We start from the raw sequence: 22,551 nt of genomic DNA on the forward strand, positions 1-22,551 counted from the left end.
GGTGTGATATGAAAAAGGAAGTATTGGCTAATTTAGAGCAAAATTATTCAACTTATAGTAAAAGTTTTAAAAAAATTGTAGATTTTATAAAGCATAATCAAAGTGTAGTTTCTTTTATTTCTATAAATGAACTAGCTAAAGAAACAGGAACAAGCCCTGCTACAGTAACAAGATTTTCAAAAAGCCTAGGGTTTAAAGGATATCCAAATTTCCAAAGAGTTTTTCAGAAAGATGTTGAGATTTCAACATCTCATATGAAAGAATTTAGAGAAGAAATTGGCTCTGTTTCAAAAGATGGAATACTTTCAGAAATTATAAATACAAATGTAGAATTATTAGAAGAGATGGATATAGTTGCAATTGAAGAGCAACTAGAAGCAGCAATGGAAATGATAAAAAATAGTAGAAAACTATATGTATTAGGAGCAAGAGGTTCTTATGCATTAGCTTACTATTTATACTTTATGCTAAAAGAGTTGAGAGAAGATGTGGAACTTATGATTTCAGGAGCTTCTGACTTCACCGATAAATTGTTATACTCAACTCCAGAGGATGTTTTGTTTACAATCTCTTTCCATCCTTATACAAACTTTACATGTCAAGTTACTGAATTCTTTAAAGAACAAGGTAACAAAATAATTACTATGACTGACAAAAAAGACTCTGTATTAGGTAATATATCTGATTTAGTAATCACAACTAAAAATGGTGGAAAAGCATATACATTTGTTCCAGGGATAGTTATCTTAAATGCATTACTTATTAGATTTGGGAAAAGAAACAAAGAAGAAAGTATAGAAAAATTAGATAAGCTAAAAAAAATTACAGATAGATTTAATATTTATCAAAAATAAGAAAATATTTAAACGGTTTTTGTCCTGTATTCTACAGAGCTTAAACCGTTTAAATTTTTATTAATTTTAGACATAAAAAAACCCCCTCTAGTTAAATATTTTCAAACACCATTTTACAGGTCTTTTTTTATCTATCTAAAGGGGATTATACTATTTTGCTGCTTTTAATTTTTGATATTTTAATTTTAAGAATATATTATCTAAGCTTCTAAGAATTAGACCGATGAAAAGCAGTGGAAACAAATAAAATTTTGCACAATAATCGACTATTGAGTTATTATTAGCTTTTTTTCTTTCTAACATTTTGTTGTTATTTCACCCCTTTATATTATTAAACTTATTATATACCAATTTTTCTATTTATGCAAGATGTAAAAAGGCTTGTTTAAGACCTTTTTTTATGATAAAATAAAAAATTGGAAAAAACTTTAAAAAAAGTAAAGAATAATCACAAAACACTACATTAATAAGGGAGAAAAAATGAACGAAAATTTAGAAAAGAGATATGGATTCTCTGTAGCTTTTTCAATGGTTGTTGGAATTGTTATTGGAATTGGAATTTTCTTTAAAGCAGGACAAATTTTAATAGCATCAAATATGAATCCTAAAATCGCAATTTCAGCTTGGGTAATAGGAGGAATAATCTCTATTTTATCAGGATTAACAGCAGCAGAAGTAGGAGCAGCAATCCCAGAAACAGGTGGAATGATAGCTTGGATAAAAAGAATATATGGTGAAAGAATTGCATTTTTAGTTGGTTGGGCTCAATTAATAATATATTTCCCAGCACTAGTAGCATTAATAGCTTATTATTTTGCAGTATTTACAGGTAGTTTTTTAAATGTAGATCCAAGCAATACAATTTTTTTAGGATTAGTAGCATTTGGTGCTATAACGTTATTATTTGGAATAAATATATTCACAAAGAATATAGGTGGAAAGATACAAACTGCAGCAACTATAGCAAAAATAATTCCATTGCTATTAATAACTATTTTTGGATTTGTTTTTGGAGATAATACAGCGGGAACTTTCTATATGACAGAAGTCACAAAAGAAGCAACGTCTTCATCTACATTAGTTTTATTAGGATTAGCTTTAGTTCCGATAATGTTTACATTCGATGGTTGGATATACGTAGGAACAATAGCTGGGGATTTAAAAAATGTAAAAAAAGATTTGCCAAAAGCAATAGTATTAGGGCTAGGATTTATAGCGATATTCTATGTTGCTTTAAATGTTGCACTTTTAAATGTATTTACAGCAGAAGAAATAGTAAGAGTTGGAATGCTTGGTGTTGCAACAAAGCTATTTGGGCATTTTGGAGCTAAATTTATATTTTTAGGTATAATGGTTTCAGCTTTCGGAGGATTAAATGGTATGATTATGGCTTCTACAAGAATTCCTTATACTCTGGCAGTAGAAGGGCATCTTCCTAAAAAAGAATACTTTGCTAAAATTGATGATAAATTTAAACAGCCTGTAAACTCTTCAGTATGTATGTACATTTTAGTAACTTTATTTTTAGTAGCGATGCTAATTACAGGAAAACCAGATATATTTGGGGATATACCTGTAGCACTATTTTGGCTATTTTATTGTTTAGTATTTTTAGGGTTATTTATACTTAGAAAAAAAGAACCTAATTTAGAAAGACCTTATAAAGTTCCTTTGTATCCAGTAGTGCCTATTTTAGCACTTTTAGGCGGAGTATCAATATTTGTCTATGCAGCAATATCAAACCCAGGATACATGGCGATATCAGTAGCTTTAACGTTAACAGGTTTATTTGTATATAGAAAAAATTAATAAAAAAAGGTTGTCTTATATGCGATAATTAGCTTATAAGACAACCTTTTTTTAAAACTCAATAATTCTAGTTGAAACTTTTTTAACAAATTCTATTTCATGACTAACGATAACCATAGTCATACTAGTAGTATTTTTTAAATTTTCAATAACTTTCAAAACTTCTTCTGTCATAAGTGGATCTAAAGCTGAAGTAGGTTCATCAAAAAGTAATACTTCTGGCTCTTTTGCAAGAGCTCTAGCGATAGCTACCCTCTGTTGTTGTCCACCAGATAAATATTTAGGATAAGTATTACATTTATCTTCTAAACCGACTTTTTTTAAAAGACTAAAAGCGCGTTCTTTTGCAAGACTTTTATCTAGTTTGTCGACTAAAACTAAAGGTTCCATAATATTTTGAATTACAGTTTTGTTAGGGAAAAGATTGAAATTTTGAAAAACCATACCCATTTTTTTTCGGTTACATAGAATTTCACCAGAATCAAAATTTTCGAGTCCAATTACACATCTTAGAAAAGTAGATTTTCCTTTTCCAGAAGGACCTATAATTGATACAACTTCTCCTTTTTCAATGTGTATATTTAAATCTTTAAAAATAACATTATTTCCAAATTTTTTATTTAAATTTTTAACTTTTATACTCATTATATATTCACCTTTTTTTCAATATTTTTTAAAACAAAAATAATAATAGTAGAAAGAATTAAGTAGATAGAAGCACAAAGAATAAAAGGGGTAATACTAAAATCTCTTGTAACAATTTCTTTTGAGTTTCTTAAAATTTCAGCCATTCCAATAGCTGAAACTAAAGATGTATCTTTAATAAGAGCAATAGCCTCATTTGAAAGAGCAGGAATAGCTGTAATTAAGCTCTGTGGAATAATTATTTTGAACATAGTTTGCCAATAGTTATAACCTAAAACTTGAGCAGCTTCATATTGTCCATTGTTAACACCTAGAATACTACCTCTGAATATTTCACAAGTGTATGCTGAATAATTAATTACAAATGTAATCGATGCAGCAGTAAAAGGTTCTAAAGTTATTCCAACTACTGGAAGGCCATAATAAACAAAGAATAATTGTAAAAGTAAAGGTGTTCCTCTAAAAATCCAAGTGTAAATTTGAATACAGATATTAATACTTTTTCTTTTAGAAACTCTTCCAAGAGCAAGTAAAATACCAAAAGGTAAAGCAAAAATTAATGTAAAAAAGTAGAGTTTTAAAGTTAAATTTAATCCAGTGATTATATAAATAAAATTATTTTCCATATATTATTTTTCACCAAACCATTTTTTATAAATTTCATTAAAAGTACCATCATTTTTCATTTCTTTTAATGTATTGTCAATTTTTATTTTTAAAGCAACGTCTTCTTTTCTGAATCCAATACCCATATTTTCTTTAGACAAAGTATCTTTTAAAATTATAAAATTATTTTTTTTAGCTGCGTAATATCGACCTATAACAGCATCCATAAGAACAGCTTCTGTTCTGCCAGCTTCTAAATCAAGAAGAGCCTCAACATTACTTGAATATTTTTTAATATCTTTTATTTCATTTTTTAATGTTGAATTTTCAAAAGCAAAATAAGATGTACTGCCCATTTGTAAACCAATAATTCTATTTTTTAAATCTTGTAAATTTTTTATAGAAGAATTTGTTACAATAACAATTTGGTCGTCATTAAAATATGGTTCAGAAAATAAGATTTGTTTTTCTCTAGATGGAGTAATAGTCATACCATTCCAAATAAGATCTATTTTTTTACTTCTTAAATCAAAGATAATTCCTTCCCAGTCACAAGCTTTGAAATTGGGTTTAACACCAAGTCTTTTAGCAACTTCAGTTGCTAAATCAATATCAAATCCTATAATATTACCTTTATCGTCTCTAAAACCCATAGGAGCAAAAGTATCATCAAGACCAATAGTAATTTCTCTTTTTTTTAAGATTTTTTCTAAAGAATTATCCTTAGAATACGCAGCTGTAAAAATAAAAATTGTAAAAAATAAAAACTGTAATAATTTTTTCAAGATATTGCCTCCGATGAATTTAGTATATTGAAACAAAAAGAGCCATCTAGAAGTATCTAGATGGCTCTAAGGAAAAATTGTTGTTTTTCATTTTCATCATGGATACAGATTCAAGTTTGCAATGCAAAGAGAGTCTGTACCTATGAAAATTTCATAAGAAGCAAACTCTAATATCTATGATGGTGATGATGTAATGAGTTTGAAAAAATGAAAAATGCCAACATATCTTCCTCCTAATGTTTTTTTTATTCTTAAATAATAGTACTTTTTTTTTATAAAGTCAAGAAAATTATGAAATCATTTTTTTAAATTTTTTAAAGTTTCTTCTAAAGTTTTAAAAGAAAATTCTAAATCTTTAGTTGAACCGCCAGTATTTAGCATAACATTTTGCTTATAATTAGCTGATAAGACGAAAATATAATTTTCGATTGCTAGATTTGAAAAAACTAAAATACCATTACCAAAATCAGATTCTTCAGATACAAGATTAAATCCTTTTTCTTGTAAAAGATTAATAGAATTTCCAATTGCAGAGTTTAGCTCAGCATAGTTTTTGTATTCAACTACTTCAGTGTGAGCAGTTTCCTTTTTGAAATTAAATCCAACATTTTTTGTTGCATAATCTAGTTTGTAGCCGTAACTTTCCATTTTTTGTTTTAAAATTGAAAAGTTATAATTTTCACTATTACTAAAGGAATTTAGTGATAATGTCAAAGAAAATAAAAATAAAAATATTTTTTTCATGGCGTCCTCCTAATTAATAATAGTATCTTCTTCTGTAATAGTTCTTTTGTTTTTCATGACCAATAGCAGTTCCTGCAAGAGCTCCTATACCAGCTCCAATCAAAGTACTTCTAGTATCTCTGCCGATAATTTGACCAGCGATAGCTCCAACTGCAGCGCCACCAATAGCATTTCTTCGAACGGTAGGTGTATTGTATGTTGTGTTTTCACATCCAACTAAACTAAAAACTAAAATTGAAAGAAAAAGTAACCTCTTTAGCATCTAAACCTCCTTAGAATAATTAAGTTATAAGTCTACAACACAAACTTACAAAGTAAAATTATAAATTCCTTTGAAAATAAAAAAATATATTGACAAACCTCTCTAATTGGTATAGAATAAGTTGTTGAAAAGATGCCTGAGTGACGGAATTGGTAGACGTAGCGGACTCAAAATCCGCCGGTGGTAACATCTTGGGGGTTCGAGTCCCCCCTCAGGTACCAAAAATGATATATAAATTACATCTAAACTTAAATGTAATTTATATATCATTTTTTTATGTCTAAAATTAATAATAAATATTTCAAGGAATACAAAAAAATAAACGGTTTAAACTCTGTAGAATACAGGGCAAAAACCGTTTGAATATTTTTTTATTTTTTAGACTCGTGGAATAGTTCACTTAAGGTAACGATGCTTTGTAAATCGCTAGGAATAATAATTTTTGTAGCTTGACCGTTTGCAACTTTTTCAAAAGTTTCCATTCCTTTTAGCATTAAAACACTTTTATCAGGAGCTGCTTCTTTTATAAGTCTAATTGCTTCAGCTTGAGCTTTTTGTAAGCTAAGAATAGCAGCGGCTTCTCCTTCAGCTTCTCTAATAAAAGCTTCTTTTTTAGCTTCAGCTCTTAAAATAGTAGCTTCTTTTTCACCTTCGGCAACTAAGATAGCAGATGTTTTTTGCCCTTCAGCCCTTAAGATAGATTCTCTTCTTTCTCTTTCAGCTTTCATCTGTTTTTCCATAGCATCTTGAATTTCTGCAGGTGGAATAATATTTTTTAATTCAACTCTATTTATCTTAATTCCCCATGGATCAGTAGCTTCGTCTAAAATAGCTCTCATTTTAGTGTTGATAGTATCTCGAGAAGTTAGAGTAGCATCTAATTCCAAATCTCCAATTATATTTCTAAGAGTTGTAGCTGTTAAATTTTCAATAGCATTTAAAGGATTTTCTACTCCATAAGTATAAAGCTTAGGATCTGTTATTTGAAAATATATAACAGAATCTATTTGCATAGTAACATTATCTTTTGTTATAACTGGTTGTGGTGGAAAATCAATAACCTGTTCTTTTAAAGAAATTTTCTTTGCAATTCTATCAACAAAAGGTATTAGTACGTTTAATCCAACTTCCCAAGTAGATAGATAAGCTCCCAATCTTTCAACAACAAAAGCTTGAGATTGAGAAACAATTCTAACGTGTGTTCCAATTAAAAATATAACAATTAAGATTAAAACAAATAAGAATAACATAAAACCCCCCTATAATTTTTTAATTAATACTAACTTATTTCCAATGATTTTTTCAACGATAGCATGATCGCCTATTTCAAAAATTTCAGAAGATATAGCTTGCCAAGTTTTACTGTCAAGATATACAGTATAGATTCTTTGTGTTCCTTTTAATTCAATGTAATCTATTGTAACTTCTTTTTTTGTAATTCGATTTAATTCTTTACTATTAGTCTTAAAATATTTTAAAGCTATTTTTCTGATTAAGATTAAAGATATAAGAGATATAAAAACAAAAATATAAAATTGATATTGTAAAGAAAAACTGTAAAATGGCATTGTTAAAAAAGCTCCAAAAGCAAACCAAATTGAGATAAGTCCAAAAGTTAAGAGTTCAACACCTAAAAATAATAAACCAATAATAAACCAAGTTAACATAGTGTCTCCTTTCATAAATGTTCTTATATCTAATTATACCTTTTAATTTTATAAAAGTCAAAATTACTATAAAGGTCTACAAAGAACAAACTGGTATAATAGTTTTATAGAAACTTATGGGAGATGAGAATATGTATAATACAATTGTAATCGGTGGTGGTGCTGGTGGTCTAACTGTTTCGATAGCTTTAGCATCAGCAGGAAAAAAGGTTCTTTTAATAGAAAAAGAACAACTTGGTGGAGAGTGTACATGGGGTGGTTGCATCCCTTCTAAAAGTTTTATATCAGCTTCAAAAAAAACATCGAATTTAAAAGATGCTTTAGATAAAGTCATTAAAAATGTACACAAAGTAGGAGATGCTGAATTGCCATATATATCTAAATTTGAAAATATAGAGTATGTAAAAGGTGAAGGAACTTTTGTGGACAAAAATACAGTATCTGTAAATGGAAAAATATATAAAAGTAAATATATTGTAGTGTCTACAGGAAGTTTACCATTTATTCCGAATATAAAAGGTATTAAGAATAGTCAATATTTTACGAATCAAGATTTCTTTTATAGTAAAGATAATTATAAAAGTATTGTAATGTTGGGAGCAGGGGTAATTTCTTTGGAATTAGCTTTTCCTTTAAAAAAATTAGGTATAGAGGTAACTATAATAGAAAAATCAGAATTTTTTTTGCCGACGTTGGAAAAAGAGATCAGAGAGTTTTATATACAAAAGTTAAAAGAAGCAAAAATAAAGTTGTTTTTAAATTGTACATCTATAGAAATAGATGTAATAAATTCTGAAAAAATAGAAAAAGAAATAATAGTGAGAACCAATAATGGAGATTTTAAAACTGAAAAAATATTTGTATCAACTGGTAGAATTTCGAATATAGATAATTTAAAATTGGAAAATGCAGAGATAAATTATAACCAAAAAGAAATAATAGTAGATAAATACATGAGAACGTCAACTAAGAATATATTTGCAATTGGAGATGTTGCATCTGAATTTAAATTTTCTCATGTAGCTGGTTATCAAGGTGAGATAGTGGTTAGAAATATATTGTTTCCTTATATATTGAAAAAAGTAGATTATTCATATATTCCATGGACGCTATTTGGAGATATAGAAGTTTCAAAAGTTGGATTGAGTGAAGAAGTAGCAAAACAAAAATTCAAGAAAATATATGTATACACTATAGATAAAGAGAATGATAGAAGTGTAATAGCTTTTGAACAGACTTTTCTTTTGAAGGTAATTTGTGATAGCAAATTTAACATAATTGGAGTTGTTTGTATAGGAGAGAGAGCAGGAGAGATAGTTGGAATCTTACAAGTTATGATTGGAAATAAAATAAAATTATATAAAGGATTAAACTCAATACAAGCTTATCCAACGTATGCGTATTATATTAGAAACTTATCTAAGAGGGCTTATGTTGATTATTTAAAAAGTTTTATGAACATGTTTCATAATTAAAAGTTACGAATTTTTAAACATACACTTTTTGATTGAATTTATAAAATAAAAAGTATATTTTAATATTAAGCTATTTATAGTATAATATTAAAATATGGAAAATGAGTAAGTTAGATTTTGGTAACTCTCTATCGTTTGTGTGCTCTTTCCTGTTATTTTAAAATAACAAAAAAAGTCAAAATATTTGTAGGGTTTCTATAAGTATTTTGACTTTATTTATTTACTGTTTTTTAGTATAATATCTTTTGTAACATTGAAACAATTCAATAATAGTATAATTAACTTGAGGTGATTAATATTAAAAATATAGATAAATATTTGAAATTTATAGAAGTTTTTGAAATTGAAAGAGATTTTTTTGAATGTCATGAAATTTTAGAAGAAATTTGGATAGAAGAAACAAATTGTGAAACAAAAACACACGTAGCAATCACACTATTATTAATATCTGTTGGATTACTGCATTGGAAAAATGGAAACTATAAAGGTGCTCAAACTGTTTTAAAAAACTCTCTCAATAATTATGATGAAATTTCATCAGATATATTAAAGTTAAAAATAGATGTAATTTCTCTTAAAGAAATTATTCAAAAAACTATTCTCGAAATAGAGATGCAGAAAGATTACAAAGAAATTTATCTGCCGTTATACTAAAAAATAAAGTAGTTACTCAACTGAGTAGTTACGTTACTTATGATAATACAGAAGAGGCCGACCATTATTTATGGTCAGCCTCTTTTTTTATCTCTTAAACGAGTCTTTATATACACTTTATTTGGTGGCGGGAGCCGGATTCGAACCAACGACCTTCGGATTATGAGCCCGACGAGCTGCCAACTGCTCTATCCCGCGATACCTTACTTCTAAAGTGTATCATTAAAACGATATTATGTCAACTAAATTATTTTAATATTTCTTGTATTCTTCCAACATCACCATTTGTTAGTCTTACTTTAATTCCATGAGGATGGTTAGCAGAATTAGTTAAGATATCTTTAACAATACCTTCGGTAAGTTTTCCAGTTCTTTGATCTTCTTTTTTTACAACTTTCACTTTTATACCAGCTGTTATATTAGCTCTATTTTTTCCATTCATATAAAATACTCCTTAGTTTAGTTTGTTATATTTTACCACAAGAGTAATGAAATTACCTAATTTCAAAAAAATTAAAAGGTACTGTTAAGTTTAAAATAGAGTTTTGATATGGAAGTATGATATAATAACACATCGTTTTTTAGATCATTAGGTGAAAAAGGAGTTTTGATAATAATGTTAAAAGATTTTTTTAAGAAAAAAGATGTTGAAATATGTGGAAAAAAATATTTTGTAGATGCTTTAGGAGCTATGGCATTAGGTATGTTTTCAACATTAATAACAGGATCTATTCTAAATATGATAGGTCAAAGATTAGATATAATGTTTTTATCAGAAATTTTATGGCCTATAGCAAGAAGTATGGCTGGACCAGCAATAGGTGTGGCAATAGCATATTCTTTAAAAGCACCGCCATTAATATTGTTTACTTCAACATTCACAGGAGCAATAGGCTACTCTTTAGGAGGACCTGTAGGATCTTATATTGCATCTTTAGTTGGAGCAGAATTTGGTAAATTAATTTCGAAAGAAACAAAAGTGGATATTATTTTAACGCCAGTTATTACAATGATAGCAGGAGGACTAGTAGCTTTATATTTAGGGCCCATACTAGATAAAATGATGACAGGATTAGGATTTGTTATAATGGAATCAACAGAGTTACATCCTTTTTTTATGGGTATATTTGTATCTGTATTTATGGGGATGGCATTAACTTTACCTATAAGTAGTGCAGCAATAGCAATGATGTTAAAATTAGAAGGATTAGCAGCAGGAGCAGCAACTTTAGGATGTTGTACTCAAATGATTGGTTTTGCTGTGATAAGTTTTAGAGAAAATGGTTGGGGAGGTTTTTTGGCTCAAGGGCTTGGAACTTCAATGCTTCAATTTTCTAATATAGTAAAAAATTGGAAAATATGGATACCACAAATTTTAGCATCAGCTTTTTTAAGTCCCTTGGTGACAATAGTTTTTAAAATGGAAAATACATTTGCTGGTGCTGGCATGGGAACTAGTGGTTTAGTGGGTATATTTGAGAGTTATGTAGCTATGGAAAAAATAAATCGTGGTGGTATAGAAATGGTAGCTATCATAATTACTTTATATATCATTTTACCAGGAGTTACAACATATATAATTTCAATTTTTATGAGAAAAAAAGGTTTTATTAAAAACAATGATTTAAAAATAAAAATTTAAATATATCTAATTTAAGCAGGGACATTATGAAAAAAATATATATTTAAAAATTTAACAAATAAAAAAAAGTAGCGGATTGTTCTATTTAATGCCGCTACCTTTTTTTGCATTTCAACCTTTTAAATCATTATATTCTTTCATAACTTTTTTAACATAGTTTTGAGTTTCTTTAAATGGTGGAATTCCGTTGTATTTTTTCACATTTCCAATTCCTGCATTATAAGAAGCTAATGCTAAAGAGATATTGTTTTTATTTTGTTTTAAACACCAAGCAATATATTTAGTTCCACCTTTAATATTGGAATTAACATTATTAGGATTAACTTTTAATAATCGTGCTGTTTTGGGCATAAGTTGCATAAGCCCAGTAGCTCCAACTTGTGACTTAGAACCTTGTTTAAAGTTGCTTTCAACTTTTATAATAGCAGCAATTAATTCAGGTTCTACATCATGTTTTTCAGAGTGTTCAATAATACTGTTATATATATTAGTAGCTGTTGTATTAGTATTAGTATTTTGTTTTACGTATGCTTCTATTTTACTTGGAGAATTATCCTCTTTAGAGAAAATACAAATTGTTAATAATAAAAACATTGCGATAAACTTCAACTTCAATAAAATCACCTCTTCATAAATTTGTTATTATATTATAACATAAAAATTATAAAAATGGAAATTTTTGAAAGAAGGAAAACCCTCGATATCACTTAAAAACATTAGTTGTAGGCTTGTTTGAGTATGAAAATTTTTTTCATTTTTTTTGAAAATTATACATAAATTGTTCTTTTCAATTATATTAAATGAATAAAAAATTTTAAAAAAGCAGCAAAAATAAGAGTGATTATTCCAGCTACAACAATAGAAAGTGCACTCATAGCTCCTTCGACTTCACCAATTTCGATTGCTTTTGCTGTTCCGCCAGCATGACTTGAAATTCCTATAGCTACACCTTTTGCTACAGGGTGATCTATTTTAAAAGTTTTACAAATAGTAACTGCGAATATATTTCCAGAGATACCTGTTATAACAATTGCAAAAATGGTTATAGGAATAATACCACCTAATGTTTTACTTACCTCAATCCCAATTGGCGTCGTAATTGATTTTGGAATAAAAGAGATTAGTAAAGATCGATCTATTCCTAAGATTTTAGCTAAAATAATAGTTGAAGAAATAGTTGTAATTGCTCCAACTAAACCACCTATGAGTACAGGGAAATAATATTTTTTTAATAAACCTAGTTGTTTATATAAAGGTACAGCTAAAAGAACAGTAGCTGGAACTAAAAAAAATTCAATCATATCGCCACCTTTTGAATAATATTCTAAAGGAATAGAAAAATAGTATAAAAATGCAAGAACAAGAGCAGAACCAGTTAATAAGGGATTGAACAAAGGGAAATTAGTTTTTTTGAATAAGAAATTTCCGATTTCAAAAGCTAAAAAACTAATAACTAATCCAAACAAAGGGTTATTTAATGATTCCATTTCTTTTTTCACCTCTTTTAATTAAAAAATTTACAACAGATCCTGTAACGGCCATTGTGATTACAGTAGTTAAAACAATTAAAAAGATTACTCTGAAGAAGCTATCTTTAAGAATATCGATATAATTTAATAATTTAACAGCAGGTGGTAAGAAAAGAAATAGCATGCTACTTAAAATTGTATTTGTTGTTTTTTCGATTTGCTTTATTTTTAAAACTTTTGTTATTAAAAGAGTTAAAAGAATAAACATTCCTAAAATAGTTCCAGGAATAGGTAAGGATAGCAATTCTGAAAGTAATACACCTGAGTAAGTAATCGCAAAAATAATTAAAATCTCTAAAAACATAATATCTGTTATTGAATTAAAATTATTTTATTTTCAATAACATTTCACCTCCAAAAAATAAGTTCTTTGATAATTTTAAATTTTACCATTAGTTCATATTTTTTTCAACCGAAAATCCAATGAGTAAAAAAAGTGATGTGAAATTTTTCGTTTGTGTATATTAGAATATTCTAATTTGAATACTAATTCTATTTTTTTTGTTCAAAAAAAGGTTGCAATAGAATAAAAACAAGAGTAAAATCTACTAAATGAATTATTATGAATACAGGAGGAGTCGAAATGTCATACGTATTTTTTATGCCAACAATTTCTTATATGGGGAAAGGGTCAGTAAAGGATTTAGGTAAAGAGATTCATTCTAGAGGATTAAAAAAAGCATTGATAGTAACAGATGAAATTTTAGTAAAAATTGGACTGGTTAAAAGTCTAACAAATTTATTGGATGAAGATAAAATAAGTTATGTTGTCTTTGATGAAACAAAGCCAAATCCAACAATTGGAAATGTTAATGATGGATTAGCAATGTTAAAAGATAACAACTGTGATTTTGTTATATCTTTTGGTGGTGGATCGCCACATGATGCAGCAAAAGGAATAGCTTTAGTAGCAGCAAATGGAGGAAATATTAAAGATTACGAAGGTGTTGATAAATCACAACATCCACAACTACCATTAATAGCTATAAATACAACAGCAGGAACAGCATCAGAAATGACAAGATTTTGTATAATAACAGATGAAAGTAGACATGTTAAGATGGCTATAGTGGATAAAAATGTAACTCCAATTATAGCGGTAAATGATCCAGAATTAATGCTAGATATGCCAAAAAGTTTAACAGCAGCAACTGGAATGGATGCGTTAACTCATGCTGTCGAGGCATATGTTTCTACAATAGCTACACCTGTAACAGATGCTTGTGCAGAAAAAGCAATTGAACTAATTGCAGAAAATTTAAGAAATGCAGTTCATAATGGGAAAGATATAGATGCTAGAGATAATATGGCTTATGCTGAATATTTAGCAGGAATGGCTTTCAATAGTGCATCACTAGGTTATGTTCATGCTATGGCTCATCAATTAGGTGGATTCTATGATTTACCACATGGTGTTTGTAATGCAATTCTATTGCCACATGTAGTTAAATACAACGGAGAAATTTCAGCAAACAAATTAAAGAAGGTTGCGTTGTTATTAGGGGTTAATCCACATAATATAAAAGATAAAAATCCAGCGGATTTAGCAATAGAAGAAATTGTGAAATTATCAAAAGATATAGGAATTCCAACTGGAATAAAAGAGCTTGGAGCTAAAGAGGAAGATTTTATAACGCTAGCTACAAATGCTTTAAAAGATGCTTGTGGGTTTACAAATCCAAAACAAGCTACTTTAGATGAAATAATAAATATATACAAAAATGCAATGTAAGTTATAATAAAATGCCAGAGCAAGATAGCTCTGGCATTTTAAAATTAATTTTTAGGAGGACAAAAATATGAAAATAGTACAAACATCATCAACAAGTGCATCTCTTGTTGAATTTCAATTAGAAAAAGATGAAAGCATAAGAATAGAGCCAGGATGTATGGTATATAAGGATGCTTCTATAAATTTGGTTGGAAAAGTTAATGGTGGTTTTTTCTCTGCAATAGGAAAGGCTTTTTTAGGTGGAGAAAGCTTTTTTACATCAGTTGCTAATGCTAAACAAGCTGGAAGAATAGCAGTAGCACCAAAAGGTTTTGGAAATATAAAAGTGATAGATGTTTCGAAAGAAAATCATTGGTACATAAATGATGGTAGTTTTTTAGCTTGTAATACATCAGTTGATTATACATGTACGAGACAGAAAAGAATTTTAAACTCTATACTTGGTGGAACAGGAGGGTTCTTTATCTTGAAATCTAAGGGTGAAGGTGAATTATTAGTAAGTGGTTTTGGAGATTTAGTAGAAATCTATTTAGATGGATCACAACCCTTCCAAATAGATAATGGTCATGTTGTATGTTGGCAAGAAACTTTAGATTACAAAATGGAGATGGCAAGTGGAATGTTAGGCTTTAGAACTGGAGAGGGATTGGTAAATAGCTTTAAAGGAAAAGGAAAAGTGATAATTCAAACTAGAAATATTCAGTCATTTGTAGATATTTTAGTGGATTATATCCCTTTTCCAAAAGATAATAAAAGATAGTAAAAGAAAAAGGTATTTTCTCTGATGTGAGTTACATACCTTTTTTCATATTGAATTGACAAAAGTTAATAAAAATGTTAAATTCATATTAGAAAAAACTAATATAGAGAAAGGGAGTGATATAAAAGAAATGAAAAAAAATGATTTGACGAATGGAAATATAAGAAAAATTTTATTAACGCTAGCATTTCCAATAATGGGGTCGTCTTTTTTACAAATGATTTATGGATTGGTAGATATGTTTTGGGTTGGGAAAATAGGAAGTGATGCAGTAGCTGCGGTCGGAACTGCTAGTTTTTTTATAAATTTAGGCTATGCAGTAAATTCGATGGTTGTAGTGGGAGCAGGAATAAAAATTTCCCATGTAATTGGAGCAAAAGACTTAGAAAAAACAAAAGAGTACATAAAAGCAGCGTGTACAGTAAATTTTTTAATGGCAATAGTATTTATATTACCAATTATAATATTTTCTAAAAATTTAGTAAGTTTTTTTAATTTAACATCAGAAGTTGAAAAAATGGCTCAAACATATTTAGTAGTAGCGGGAATTGGATTGATATTTAAATTTTTCAATTTTTTATATTCAAGAATTTTAAATAGTTATGGTGAAAGTAAACTTCCATTTAAAATAAATAGTGTAGGAGTAATATTAAATATAATTTTAGATCCTATATTTATATTTGTTTTTAATTGGGGAGTATTTGGAGCGGCTTTAGCAACAATATTAGCTGAAGGAATAAATACATGTTTATTTTTAATGAAATCTAGAGATTATTTTAAACTAGAAAGTTATATTTCAAAAAACTGGGATAAAATGAAAGAGATGATGATTTTAGGATCACCAATAGCATTACAAAGAGTTTTGTTTACAGGGTTTGGAATAACAATCGCAAAAATAATTTCACAGTGGGGACCAGATGCAATAGCAGCTCAAAAAATTGGAATTCAAATAGAATCTATTACATTTATGACAGTAGCTGGACTTCAAGGTGCTGTGGGGAGTTTTATAGGTCAAAATTATGGAGCTAAACAACAGAGCAGAATAAAAGAAGGTTATAAAACAGCAATCTATATATCTACATTGATTGGAATATTTACAACTTTAATTTTTATATTATTGCCTGAATCATTAGTAAGAATATTTGTTCAAAAAAAAGAAACAATAGATATTGCGGTAGATTATATGAGAATAATAGGATTGTCCCAATTGTTTATGTGCTATGAAATTGTAACAAATGGAGCTTTTAGTGGAGTTGGAAAGCCTAAAGTACCTTCTTTAATAAGTATAATATTTACATCGTTAAGAATTCCTTTAGCTTTTATTTTATCAAAAGATAAATATTTTGGCTTAAATGGAGTTTGGATAAGTATAGCTTTATCTAGTGTTATAAAAGGTATTATATCTCCAGTCATGTTTAGAAAATATTTAAATATAGGAGCTGATAAAAATGAATTTAATAAAAAAAGTAGTTAAAAAATATAATTTAGGATTGGATATAAAAAAAGGAAATTTTGGAATTGAAAAAGAAAGTTTAAGAGTAAAAGAAAATGGAGAATTATGTATTACTGAGCACCCTAAAGTTTTTGGAGATAAATTAAAGCACCCTTTTATAACGGTTGATTTTTCAGAAAGTCAAATTGAAATGATTACTCCAGTACAAAAAAGTGTAGAATCAGCTTATAATTTTTTAAAAAATATTCATGAGGTTGTTTCAATTAACTTAAAAGATGAGTATCTTTGGTCACAAAGTGTTCCGCCAATATTGCCAGAAGATTCTAAAATACCAGTAGCCAAATTTGAAAATAATAAAGAGCTAGAAGAATATCGACAAAAATTAGGAGAAAAATATGGAAGAAAAAAGCAACTTTTATCTGGAATTCATTTTAATTTTTCTTTTGATGACGAGTTTTTAAAAGAATTGTATGAATTATCGTCATCAAATTTATCACTTAAAGATTTTAAAAATGAAATTTATCTAAAAATATCTAGAAATTATTTTAAGTATGGTTGGATAGTTATATATTTATTAGGTGCAAGTCCTGTAGTTCATGAAACATATTTACAAAATTGTATTGATAAAATGAAAAAATTCACAGAAGACACGTATTATTTTGAAAATATTGTATCTTTTAGAAATAGCAGTTGTGGTTATAGAAATAAAGATGAGTTTTATGTTAATTATGAAAGTGTAAACAAATATGTAAATTCTTTGAAAGGGTTAATAGATAAAAATGTGATCTCTAGTCCGAAAGAATACTATAGTCCTATAAGATTAAAAACAAAAAATACAAAAGAAATATTAAACGAATTAGAATCCAATGGAATTGATTATTTAGAATTTAGATCAATAGATTTAAATCCATTTTCAAAAATAGGAATAGAAAAATTAGATTTAAAATTTCTACATATTTTTATTTTGTTTTTATTTTTAAAAGAAGAAGAAGAATTTACAGAAAAAGATTATTTTAGATATCTAAAAAATCAAGAATTACTAGCTAATAATGGAAATTCCAAAGATTTCAAATTAATATGTTGTGAAGATACAGAAACTTCTCCTAAAGACTATTCGTTAATGATTTTAGAAAGCATTGAAAAAGAATTAAGAGATATTGATGTGTTTACAGAGGAAGATAATAAAGTTTTAGAATTCCAAAGAAATAAAATTTTATCTAATCAGCTTTATACTGATATGGTTTTAAAAGATGTTAAACAAAAAGGATTTGTAAATTTCCATATAAATCAATCAAAGCATGCTTTGATTGAAATAAAAAAAAATCAATATACTTTAAAAGGATTTGAAGAATTTGAACTTTCAACTCAAATTATTTTGAAAGATGCTATAAAAAATGGAATAACTTTTGAAATATTGGATAGAGAAGAAAACTTTATTGCTTTAACAAAAAATGGAAAAACAGAGTATATTAAACAAGCTACAAAAACATCTTTAGATTCCTATATAACAATATTAATTATGGAAAATAAAGTAGTTACTAAAAAACTACTAGAAAAAGCAAAAATATATGTGCCTAAAGGAAGGAATTATAATGATATAGAAAAGGCAAAAAATGATTATAGAAAATATAAATCAGAAATAGTTATTAAACCAAAAACTACAAATTTCGGATTAGGAATAACTATATTTAAAGATGACTTCTTAAAAGAAGATTATGATAAAGCAATTGAAATTGCTTTTAAAGAAGATAATTCTATTCTTATAGAAAATTTTATAAAAGGAAAAGAATATAGATTTTTTGTTGTGGGTGATGAGGTAGTCGGAATATTACATAGAGTCCCAGCTAATGTTGTAGGTGATGGAATTAAAAATATTGAAGAGTTAGTCTTTGAAAAAAACTTAGATACTTTAAGAGGTAATAGATATAAAACTCCACTTGAAAAAATAAAATTAGGTGAAGCTGAAAAAATGTTTTTAAAAGCTCAAAGTTTATATATTCAAGATATACCAAAAAAAGATGAGGTTATTTATTTGAGAGAAAACTCGAATATAAGCACAGGAGGCGACAGCATTGATTTTACGGATGACGTATTGAATGTCTATAAAGATATAGCAGTGACAGCTTCAAAGGTAGTAGGAGCTAAAATATGCGGTGTAGATATGATGATTGAAGATATATCTACACCAAATGTTGAAAATAATTATGCTATTATAGAATTAAATTTTAATCCAGCAATTCATATTCACTGTTATCCTTATAAAGGTAAAAATAGAAATTTAGGTGAAAAAATATTAAATGCTTTAGGATTCATAGACAATATATAGAAAAAAGAGGGAGCTAATTTGTTAGCCTCCCTCTTTTCTCTATATATTGTTTAAATTATTTACAAACAGAAGTTTCTAAATAATTTAAAATCTTTTTTTTAATTCTTTGAATAGTATTGTCAATTTTTTTTGGACTTTCATTTAAATAATCTGCAATTTCTACATAAGTATACTCTTTACAAAGAAAATAAAAAACTTTTTTTTCAAGGTCACTTAGAGTTTCTATTAAAAATTTTTCTAAAAGTTTTACTAATTCTTTTCCCAAAACAATTTGTTCAGGATTGTAAAAATTAATAGAAGGAGATGTATATTTAGTCACTTCTTCAAAACTTATATATTCTTCACCCATAATAGCAGAATTTAAATTTTGATATTTAGCAGAATTGTGAGTTTTAACAGCAGTAATTATTTGTCTCCTGATACAAAGGTTTGCAAATGTATTAAAACAAGCTGTTTTATTTTCATCAAAAGACTTGATTGCTTTTATAAGTCCAATATAACCTTCTTGTAATAAATCGTCAGATTCAGCACCTTTTAAAAAAAACTTGTGATTGTTTCTTAAGATTGTATTTTGATATTCTTGGAATATTTTTTCAGTTGCTTCATCGTTTCCTTCTTGTGCTAATCGAATATCTTTAATTTCAATCATTTGCCCCTCCGAAAAAATATCTGTATTGTTTTGTAATATTATGATACCAAAAAAATAGAACAAAATAAATATTCCAAATTTTTATTTTTTTTAATACTTTTTGGTATGCTATAATTAATTATAAAAATTAATTATAGTAAGGTGAGTATTATGAATATAAAAATATTAGAAAGTTTAAAAACAAGCGTTTTAGATTCTACGATTGAATCAAAATTAGATTTTCAGTATAAACTTTTATCAAATAAAGAAAACAAAATAATAATAGATATAAGAAAAGAACTAGAAGAGTGTGATGAGTTTATAATATCTGTAGCTTTTATAACAGAAGGTGGGCTTGCACTTATTCTAGAACAATTGAAACTTTTGGAAGAAAAAGGAATTAAAGGAAAAATTTTAACTGGTGACTACCTTAATTTTACTCAGCCGAAAGCTTTAGAAAAACTATTGAGTTATAAAAATATAGAAGTTAAACTTTTATTAGGGGAAAAATTTCATGCTAAAGGTTATTTTTTTAAAAAAAATAAAATTTGGACATTAATAGTTGGAAGTAGTAATTTAACTCAAACAGCATTAACTGTTAATTTTGAATGGAATTTGAAAATAAACTCTTTAGAAAAAGGAAAAATCTTGAGTGATATTTTATATGAATTTAATAACGTATATAATTCTTTGCCAGTATTAACAAGCGATGTTGTTTCTAATTATAGAGAGATTTATAATTTATCTAAAATTATTAAAGAAAAACAAACAAAGCTTTTAATCAAAAAAAGAGAAATAAAACCAAATCAAATGCAAGAGATTGCTCTTAAAAATTTAGAGAAATTAAGAAGTGAAAAAAAGAGAGGTCTATTAATAAGTGCAACAGGAACAGGAAAAACTTTCTTAAGTGCTTTTGATGTAAAAGCTGCTAATCCAAAAAAAGTTTTATTTTTAGCTCATAGAAAAACAATTTTAGATAAAGCTAAAAGTAGTTTTGATGAAATTTTAGAAAATAAAGAGATAGTTTTTGCTATGATTCAAACTTTAAGTAAGAAAAATAATTTAGAAAAATATAAAAAAGATAATTTCGATTATATTATAATAGATGAAGTTCATCATAGCGGAGCAAAAAGTTATCAAGATGTTATAAATTATTTTACTCCAAAGTTTTTGCTTGGAATGACTGCAACACCAGAAAGAGGAGATGATTTTGATATATATGAATTATTTGATCACAATATAGCTTATGAAATACGTCTTCATGATGCTTTAGAAGAGGGGCTGTTATGCCCTTTTCATTATTTTGGAATATCAGATATAGCTATAGATGGCGAAGAGATAAGTGAGAAAACAAGCTTGAAAGATTTACTTATAGATGAAAGAGTAAATCATATAATTGAAAAATCTAAATATTATGGCTATAGTGGAGAAACATTACATGGTCTTATTTTTGTATCAAGAGTTGAAGAAGCTAAAATATTAGCTCAAAAATTAATAGAAAAAAAAATAAAAGCAGTTGCTTTAACGGGACAAACAACAGATATGGAAAGAGAAAGAAGTATAGAAGCTTTAGAAAATGGAGAGATAGAATACTTAGTAACTGTTGATATATTTAATGAAGGTGTTGATATTCCCTGTGTAAATCAAGTTATCTTTTTAAGACCTACAGAGTCATCAATAGTTTACATCCAACAATTAGGGAGAGGATTAAGAAAAAATAAGAATAAAGAGTATGTTGTTATTTTAGATTTTATAGGAAATTATCAAAAGAATTTTTTGATTCCGTCTGCAATAGCACAAAACAATAGTTATAATAGAGATTTTATGAAAATGTTCTTAATAAATGGAACTAATTTGATTCCAGGTGAAAGTAGTATTACTTTTGAAAATATAGTTAGGGAAAGAATATTTGAAAATATAAATAAAACAAACTTTTCAACTAAAAAAGCGATAGAGCATGATTTTAATTTACTTCAAAAACAATTAGGAAGAATACCTTTGTTAAATGATTTTTATAAAAGAAAAATGATAGATCCAAGTATTATATTAAAATTTAGAAAAGATTATGATGAAATTTTAAAGGTTATGAAACCAAATCTAAGTTTAGGAAACTTGAACAGCATAGAAAAAGATTGTTTGACATTTTTGTCAAATGTGTTTACACCAGCTAAAAGAATACATGAGATGATTATATTGAAAAATGCTTTAAGTGAAAGAATAATTACTGTTAAAACAATTGTAGAAGTATTAGAAACAGAATACAATTTTTACAATCAAAAGAATAATATTGAAAATGCTTTAAAGCACTTATCAAAAGCGATTTTTAAGAGTTTATCAACAATAAAAGAATATAAACCCATTATTGTAAAAGAAGAAAATGAATATAAAATAAAAAAAGAGATTTTAAAAAGTTATAAAGAAAATGAATATTTCAAAATGTTAGTTGATGATTTAATTGTTTATAATATCGAATATTCACTACTGAATTATAAAGATTTTTATAAAGAATCAGTTGTAAAGTACAAAAATTATACAAAACAAGAAGCTTTTTGGTATATGAATTTAGATTTTAATAATGGATATCAAGTAAGTGGATATACAATTTTTGAATTAGAAAAAAAAGTAATGATATTTATAACCTTAGATGATTCAAAATTGTATAAAAATTATGATAATATTTTCTATGATAAGCAAAAATTTAATTGGTTTTCTAAAAGCAATAGATGTTTAAATAGAAATGGGAAAATTACTGGAGAGGGAAGAATTGCTCAAAATGAATATGTCATTGAAGTTTTTTTAAAAAAGAAAATGGGAGAAACATTTTTTTATTTAGGAGAAGTTTCAGATGTGTTGAATGCTAAAGAGATTTTAGGAAAAAAAGGAGAACCTTTAGTTGAATATAAGTTAGTACTGAAAGAAGAAATTAATCGAGAATTATTTGATTATTTTAATTTTATAAATTGATAAAGAGGAAAAAATC

At 27.1% G+C, this 22,551-nt stretch carries 23 protein-coding genes and 2 tRNA genes; 11 read left to right on the forward strand and 14 right to left on the reverse strand.

The window, feature by feature from the left end; all coding sequences use genetic code 11:
- The first annotated feature begins 8 nt into the window (after window positions 1-8).
- On the forward strand, window positions 9-854 hold the full coding sequence (locus tag ACRCZX_RS09765) for a MurR/RpiR family transcriptional regulator (RefSeq protein WP_438582735.1): 846 nt from the start codon (window positions 9-11) through the stop codon (window positions 852-854).
- 150 nt (window positions 855-1,004) lie between these two features.
- Here the strand turns inward: ACRCZX_RS09765 and ACRCZX_RS09770 are convergent, their stop codons facing one another.
- On the reverse strand, window positions 1,005-1,157 hold the full coding sequence (locus ACRCZX_RS09770) for a hypothetical protein (RefSeq protein WP_438582736.1): 153 nt from the start codon (window positions 1,155-1,157) through the stop codon (window positions 1,005-1,007).
- A 177-nt stretch (window positions 1,158-1,334) separates the two neighbouring features.
- Between ACRCZX_RS09770 and ACRCZX_RS09775 the strand changes: the two genes are divergently transcribed.
- On the forward strand, window positions 1,335-2,663 hold the full coding sequence (locus tag ACRCZX_RS09775) for an APC family permease (protein WP_438582737.1): 1,329 nt from the start codon (window positions 1,335-1,337) through the stop codon (window positions 2,661-2,663).
- A gap of 51 nt (window positions 2,664-2,714) precedes the next feature.
- On the opposite strand, the gene ACRCZX_RS09780 is transcribed toward ACRCZX_RS09775, so the two are convergent.
- The 5 genes from ACRCZX_RS09780 to ACRCZX_RS09800 all read right to left on the reverse strand — a co-directional run bounded on the left by ACRCZX_RS09780 (window position 2,715) and on the right by ACRCZX_RS09800 (window position 5,705).
- Entirely contained in the window at window positions 2,715-3,308 is a 594-nt protein-coding gene (locus ACRCZX_RS09780) for an amino acid ABC transporter ATP-binding protein (protein WP_438582738.1), read from the reverse strand.
- Window positions 3,308-3,934 carry an amino acid ABC transporter permease gene (locus tag ACRCZX_RS09785; RefSeq protein ID WP_438582739.1) on the reverse strand — a complete coding sequence of 209 codons (627 nt, stop codon included), beginning with the start codon at window positions 3,932-3,934 and terminating at the stop codon, window positions 3,308-3,310. The genes ACRCZX_RS09780 and ACRCZX_RS09785 overlap by 1 nt, the downstream gene beginning before the upstream one ends.
- A gap of 3 nt (window positions 3,935-3,937) precedes the next feature.
- A complete protein-coding gene (locus tag ACRCZX_RS09790; RefSeq protein ID WP_438582740.1) occupies window positions 3,938-4,699 on the reverse strand; it encodes an amino acid ABC transporter substrate-binding protein in 762 nt (253 codons plus the stop codon).
- Between the two features lie 297 nt (window positions 4,700-4,996).
- Window positions 4,997-5,443 (reverse strand): hypothetical protein, encoded by a 447-nt coding sequence (locus tag ACRCZX_RS09795; RefSeq protein ID WP_438582741.1) that lies wholly within the window; start codon window positions 5,441-5,443, stop codon window positions 4,997-4,999.
- Between the two features lie 13 nt (window positions 5,444-5,456).
- On the reverse strand, window positions 5,457-5,705 hold the full coding sequence (locus ACRCZX_RS09800; protein WP_438582742.1) for a YMGG-like glycine zipper-containing protein: 249 nt from the start codon (window positions 5,703-5,705) through the stop codon (window positions 5,457-5,459).
- Window positions 5,706-5,839: 134 nt separating this feature from the next.
- On the opposite strand from ACRCZX_RS09800, the gene ACRCZX_RS09805 reads away from it, so the two are divergent.
- Window positions 5,840-5,926 (forward strand) — tRNA-Leu (locus ACRCZX_RS09805).
- Between the two features lie 150 nt (window positions 5,927-6,076).
- On the opposite strand, the gene ACRCZX_RS09810 is transcribed toward ACRCZX_RS09805, so the two are convergent.
- A complete protein-coding gene (locus tag ACRCZX_RS09810) occupies window positions 6,077-6,955 on the reverse strand; it encodes an SPFH domain-containing protein (RefSeq protein ID WP_438582743.1) in 879 nt (292 codons plus the stop codon).
- Window positions 6,956-6,964: 9 nt separating this feature from the next.
- The gene (locus tag ACRCZX_RS09815; protein WP_438582744.1) at window positions 6,965-7,372 is read right to left on the reverse strand and encodes an NfeD family protein; all 408 of its coding nucleotides are present in this window, start codon (window positions 7,370-7,372) and stop codon (window positions 6,965-6,967) included.
- 131 nt (window positions 7,373-7,503) lie between these two features.
- Between ACRCZX_RS09815 and ACRCZX_RS09820 the strand changes: the two genes are divergently transcribed.
- Together ACRCZX_RS09820 and ACRCZX_RS09825 are read left to right on the forward strand one after the other, a co-directional pair.
- The gene (locus ACRCZX_RS09820; protein WP_438582745.1) at window positions 7,504-8,847 is read left to right on the forward strand and encodes a dihydrolipoyl dehydrogenase family protein; all 1,344 of its coding nucleotides are present in this window, start codon (window positions 7,504-7,506) and stop codon (window positions 8,845-8,847) included.
- Between the two features lie 318 nt (window positions 8,848-9,165).
- Window positions 9,166-9,501 (forward strand): DUF309 domain-containing protein, encoded by a 336-nt coding sequence (locus tag ACRCZX_RS09825; RefSeq protein ID WP_438582746.1) that lies wholly within the window; start codon window positions 9,166-9,168, stop codon window positions 9,499-9,501.
- Window positions 9,502-9,623: 122 nt separating this feature from the next.
- Here the strand turns inward: ACRCZX_RS09825 and ACRCZX_RS09830 are convergent.
- Window positions 9,624-9,699: transfer RNA gene (locus tag ACRCZX_RS09830), tRNA-Met, on the reverse strand.
- A 49-nt stretch (window positions 9,700-9,748) separates the two neighbouring features.
- Window positions 9,749-9,943: a YwbE family protein gene (locus ACRCZX_RS09835; RefSeq protein ID WP_438582747.1), complete on the reverse strand. Its 195-nt coding sequence runs from the start codon at window positions 9,941-9,943 to the stop codon at window positions 9,749-9,751.
- 174 nt (window positions 9,944-10,117) lie between these two features.
- On the opposite strand from ACRCZX_RS09835, the gene ACRCZX_RS09840 reads away from it, so the two are divergent.
- A complete protein-coding gene (locus tag ACRCZX_RS09840; protein WP_438582748.1) occupies window positions 10,118-11,143 on the forward strand; it encodes a PTS transporter subunit IIC in 1,026 nt (341 codons plus the stop codon).
- A 111-nt stretch (window positions 11,144-11,254) separates the two neighbouring features.
- On the opposite strand, the gene ACRCZX_RS09845 is transcribed toward ACRCZX_RS09840, so the two are convergent.
- From ACRCZX_RS09845 to ACRCZX_RS09855, 3 genes are all read right to left on the reverse strand, one after another.
- Entirely contained in the window at window positions 11,255-11,758 is a 504-nt protein-coding gene (locus ACRCZX_RS09845) for a transglycosylase SLT domain-containing protein (protein WP_438582749.1), read from the reverse strand.
- 176 nt (window positions 11,759-11,934) lie between these two features.
- On the reverse strand, window positions 11,935-12,630 hold the full coding sequence (locus tag ACRCZX_RS09850) for an LrgB family protein (RefSeq protein ID WP_438582750.1): 696 nt from the start codon (window positions 12,628-12,630) through the stop codon (window positions 11,935-11,937).
- A complete protein-coding gene (locus ACRCZX_RS09855) occupies window positions 12,614-12,976 on the reverse strand; it encodes a CidA/LrgA family protein (protein ID WP_438582751.1) in 363 nt (120 codons plus the stop codon). The genes ACRCZX_RS09850 and ACRCZX_RS09855 overlap by 17 nt, the downstream gene beginning before the upstream one ends.
- 279 nt (window positions 12,977-13,255) lie before the next feature.
- Between ACRCZX_RS09855 and yiaY the strand changes: the two genes are divergently transcribed.
- The 4 genes from yiaY to gshAB all read left to right on the forward strand — a co-directional run bounded on the left by yiaY (window position 13,256) and on the right by gshAB (window position 18,943).
- The gene (gene yiaY / locus ACRCZX_RS09860) at window positions 13,256-14,404 is read left to right on the forward strand and encodes an L-threonine dehydrogenase (protein WP_438582752.1); all 1,149 of its coding nucleotides are present in this window, start codon (window positions 13,256-13,258) and stop codon (window positions 14,402-14,404) included.
- A gap of 67 nt (window positions 14,405-14,471) precedes the next feature.
- On the forward strand, window positions 14,472-15,164 hold the full coding sequence (locus ACRCZX_RS09865; protein WP_438582753.1) for a TIGR00266 family protein: 693 nt from the start codon (window positions 14,472-14,474) through the stop codon (window positions 15,162-15,164).
- A gap of 130 nt (window positions 15,165-15,294) precedes the next feature.
- Window positions 15,295-16,638 (forward strand): MATE family efflux transporter, encoded by a 1,344-nt coding sequence (locus ACRCZX_RS09870; protein WP_438582754.1) that lies wholly within the window; start codon window positions 15,295-15,297, stop codon window positions 16,636-16,638.
- The gene (gshAB, locus tag ACRCZX_RS09875) at window positions 16,613-18,943 is read left to right on the forward strand and encodes a bifunctional glutamate--cysteine ligase GshA/glutathione synthetase GshB (RefSeq protein WP_438582755.1); all 2,331 of its coding nucleotides are present in this window, start codon (window positions 16,613-16,615) and stop codon (window positions 18,941-18,943) included. Before ACRCZX_RS09870 ends, gshAB begins: the two co-directional genes overlap by 26 nt.
- Window positions 18,944-18,998: 55 nt before the next feature.
- Here gshAB and ACRCZX_RS09880 read toward each other — a convergent pair whose 3' ends face one another.
- Entirely contained in the window at window positions 18,999-19,592 is a 594-nt protein-coding gene (locus tag ACRCZX_RS09880; RefSeq protein WP_438582756.1) for a sigma-70 family RNA polymerase sigma factor, read from the reverse strand.
- A 150-nt stretch (window positions 19,593-19,742) separates the two neighbouring features.
- Here ACRCZX_RS09880 and ACRCZX_RS09885 point away from each other — a divergent pair, with 150 nt between their 5' ends.
- Window positions 19,743-22,535 (forward strand): DEAD/DEAH box helicase, encoded by a 2,793-nt coding sequence (locus ACRCZX_RS09885; protein ID WP_438582757.1) that lies wholly within the window; start codon window positions 19,743-19,745, stop codon window positions 22,533-22,535.
- Window positions 22,536-22,551 lie beyond the last annotated feature (16 nt).

Origin of the sequence: Cetobacterium sp. (assembly GCF_051658645.1) — a bacterium.
In the GTDB taxonomy this organism is placed as follows: domain Bacteria; phylum Fusobacteriota; class Fusobacteriia; order Fusobacteriales; family Fusobacteriaceae; genus Cetobacterium_A.

Coding starts and splice junctions, on each gene's coding strand:
- ACRCZX_RS09765 (WP_438582735.1), top strand. CDS start 9: ATGAAAAAGGAAGTATTGGCTAATTTAGAGCAAAATTATTCAACTTAT.
- ACRCZX_RS09770 (WP_438582736.1), bottom strand. CDS start 1,157: ATGTTAGAAAGAAAAAAAGCTAATAATAACTCAATAGTCGATTATTGT.
- ACRCZX_RS09775 (WP_438582737.1), top strand. CDS start 1,335: ATGAACGAAAATTTAGAAAAGAGATATGGATTCTCTGTAGCTTTTTCA.
- ACRCZX_RS09780 (WP_438582738.1), bottom strand. CDS start 3,308: ATGAGTATAAAAGTTAAAAATTTAAATAAAAAATTTGGAAATAATGTT.
- ACRCZX_RS09785 (WP_438582739.1), bottom strand. CDS start 3,934: ATGGAAAATAATTTTATTTATATAATCACTGGATTAAATTTAACTTTA.
- ACRCZX_RS09795 (WP_438582741.1), bottom strand. CDS start 5,443: ATGAAAAAAATATTTTTATTTTTATTTTCTTTGACATTATCACTAAAT.
- ACRCZX_RS09800 (WP_438582742.1), bottom strand. CDS start 5,705: ATGCTAAAGAGGTTACTTTTTCTTTCAATTTTAGTTTTTAGTTTAGTT.
- ACRCZX_RS09810 (WP_438582743.1), bottom strand. CDS start 6,955: ATGTTATTCTTATTTGTTTTAATCTTAATTGTTATATTTTTAATTGGA.
- ACRCZX_RS09815 (WP_438582744.1), bottom strand. CDS start 7,372: ATGTTAACTTGGTTTATTATTGGTTTATTATTTTTAGGTGTTGAACTC.
- ACRCZX_RS09820 (WP_438582745.1), top strand. CDS start 7,504: ATGTATAATACAATTGTAATCGGTGGTGGTGCTGGTGGTCTAACTGTT.
- ACRCZX_RS09835 (WP_438582747.1), bottom strand. CDS start 9,943: ATGAATGGAAAAAATAGAGCTAATATAACAGCTGGTATAAAAGTGAAA.
- ACRCZX_RS09840 (WP_438582748.1), top strand. CDS start 10,118: ATGTTAAAAGATTTTTTTAAGAAAAAAGATGTTGAAATATGTGGAAAA.
- ACRCZX_RS09850 (WP_438582750.1), bottom strand. CDS start 12,630: ATGGAATCATTAAATAACCCTTTGTTTGGATTAGTTATTAGTTTTTTA.
- ACRCZX_RS09855 (WP_438582751.1), bottom strand. CDS start 12,976: ATGTTTTTAGAGATTTTAATTATTTTTGCGATTACTTACTCAGGTGTA.
- yiaY (WP_438582752.1), top strand. CDS start 13,256: ATGTCATACGTATTTTTTATGCCAACAATTTCTTATATGGGGAAAGGG.
- ACRCZX_RS09865 (WP_438582753.1), top strand. CDS start 14,472: ATGAAAATAGTACAAACATCATCAACAAGTGCATCTCTTGTTGAATTT.
- ACRCZX_RS09870 (WP_438582754.1), top strand. CDS start 15,295: ATGAAAAAAAATGATTTGACGAATGGAAATATAAGAAAAATTTTATTA.
- gshAB (WP_438582755.1), top strand. CDS start 16,613: ATGAATTTAATAAAAAAAGTAGTTAAAAAATATAATTTAGGATTGGAT.
- ACRCZX_RS09880 (WP_438582756.1), bottom strand. CDS start 19,592: ATGATTGAAATTAAAGATATTCGATTAGCACAAGAAGGAAACGATGAA.
- ACRCZX_RS09885 (WP_438582757.1), top strand. CDS start 19,743: ATGAATATAAAAATATTAGAAAGTTTAAAAACAAGCGTTTTAGATTCT.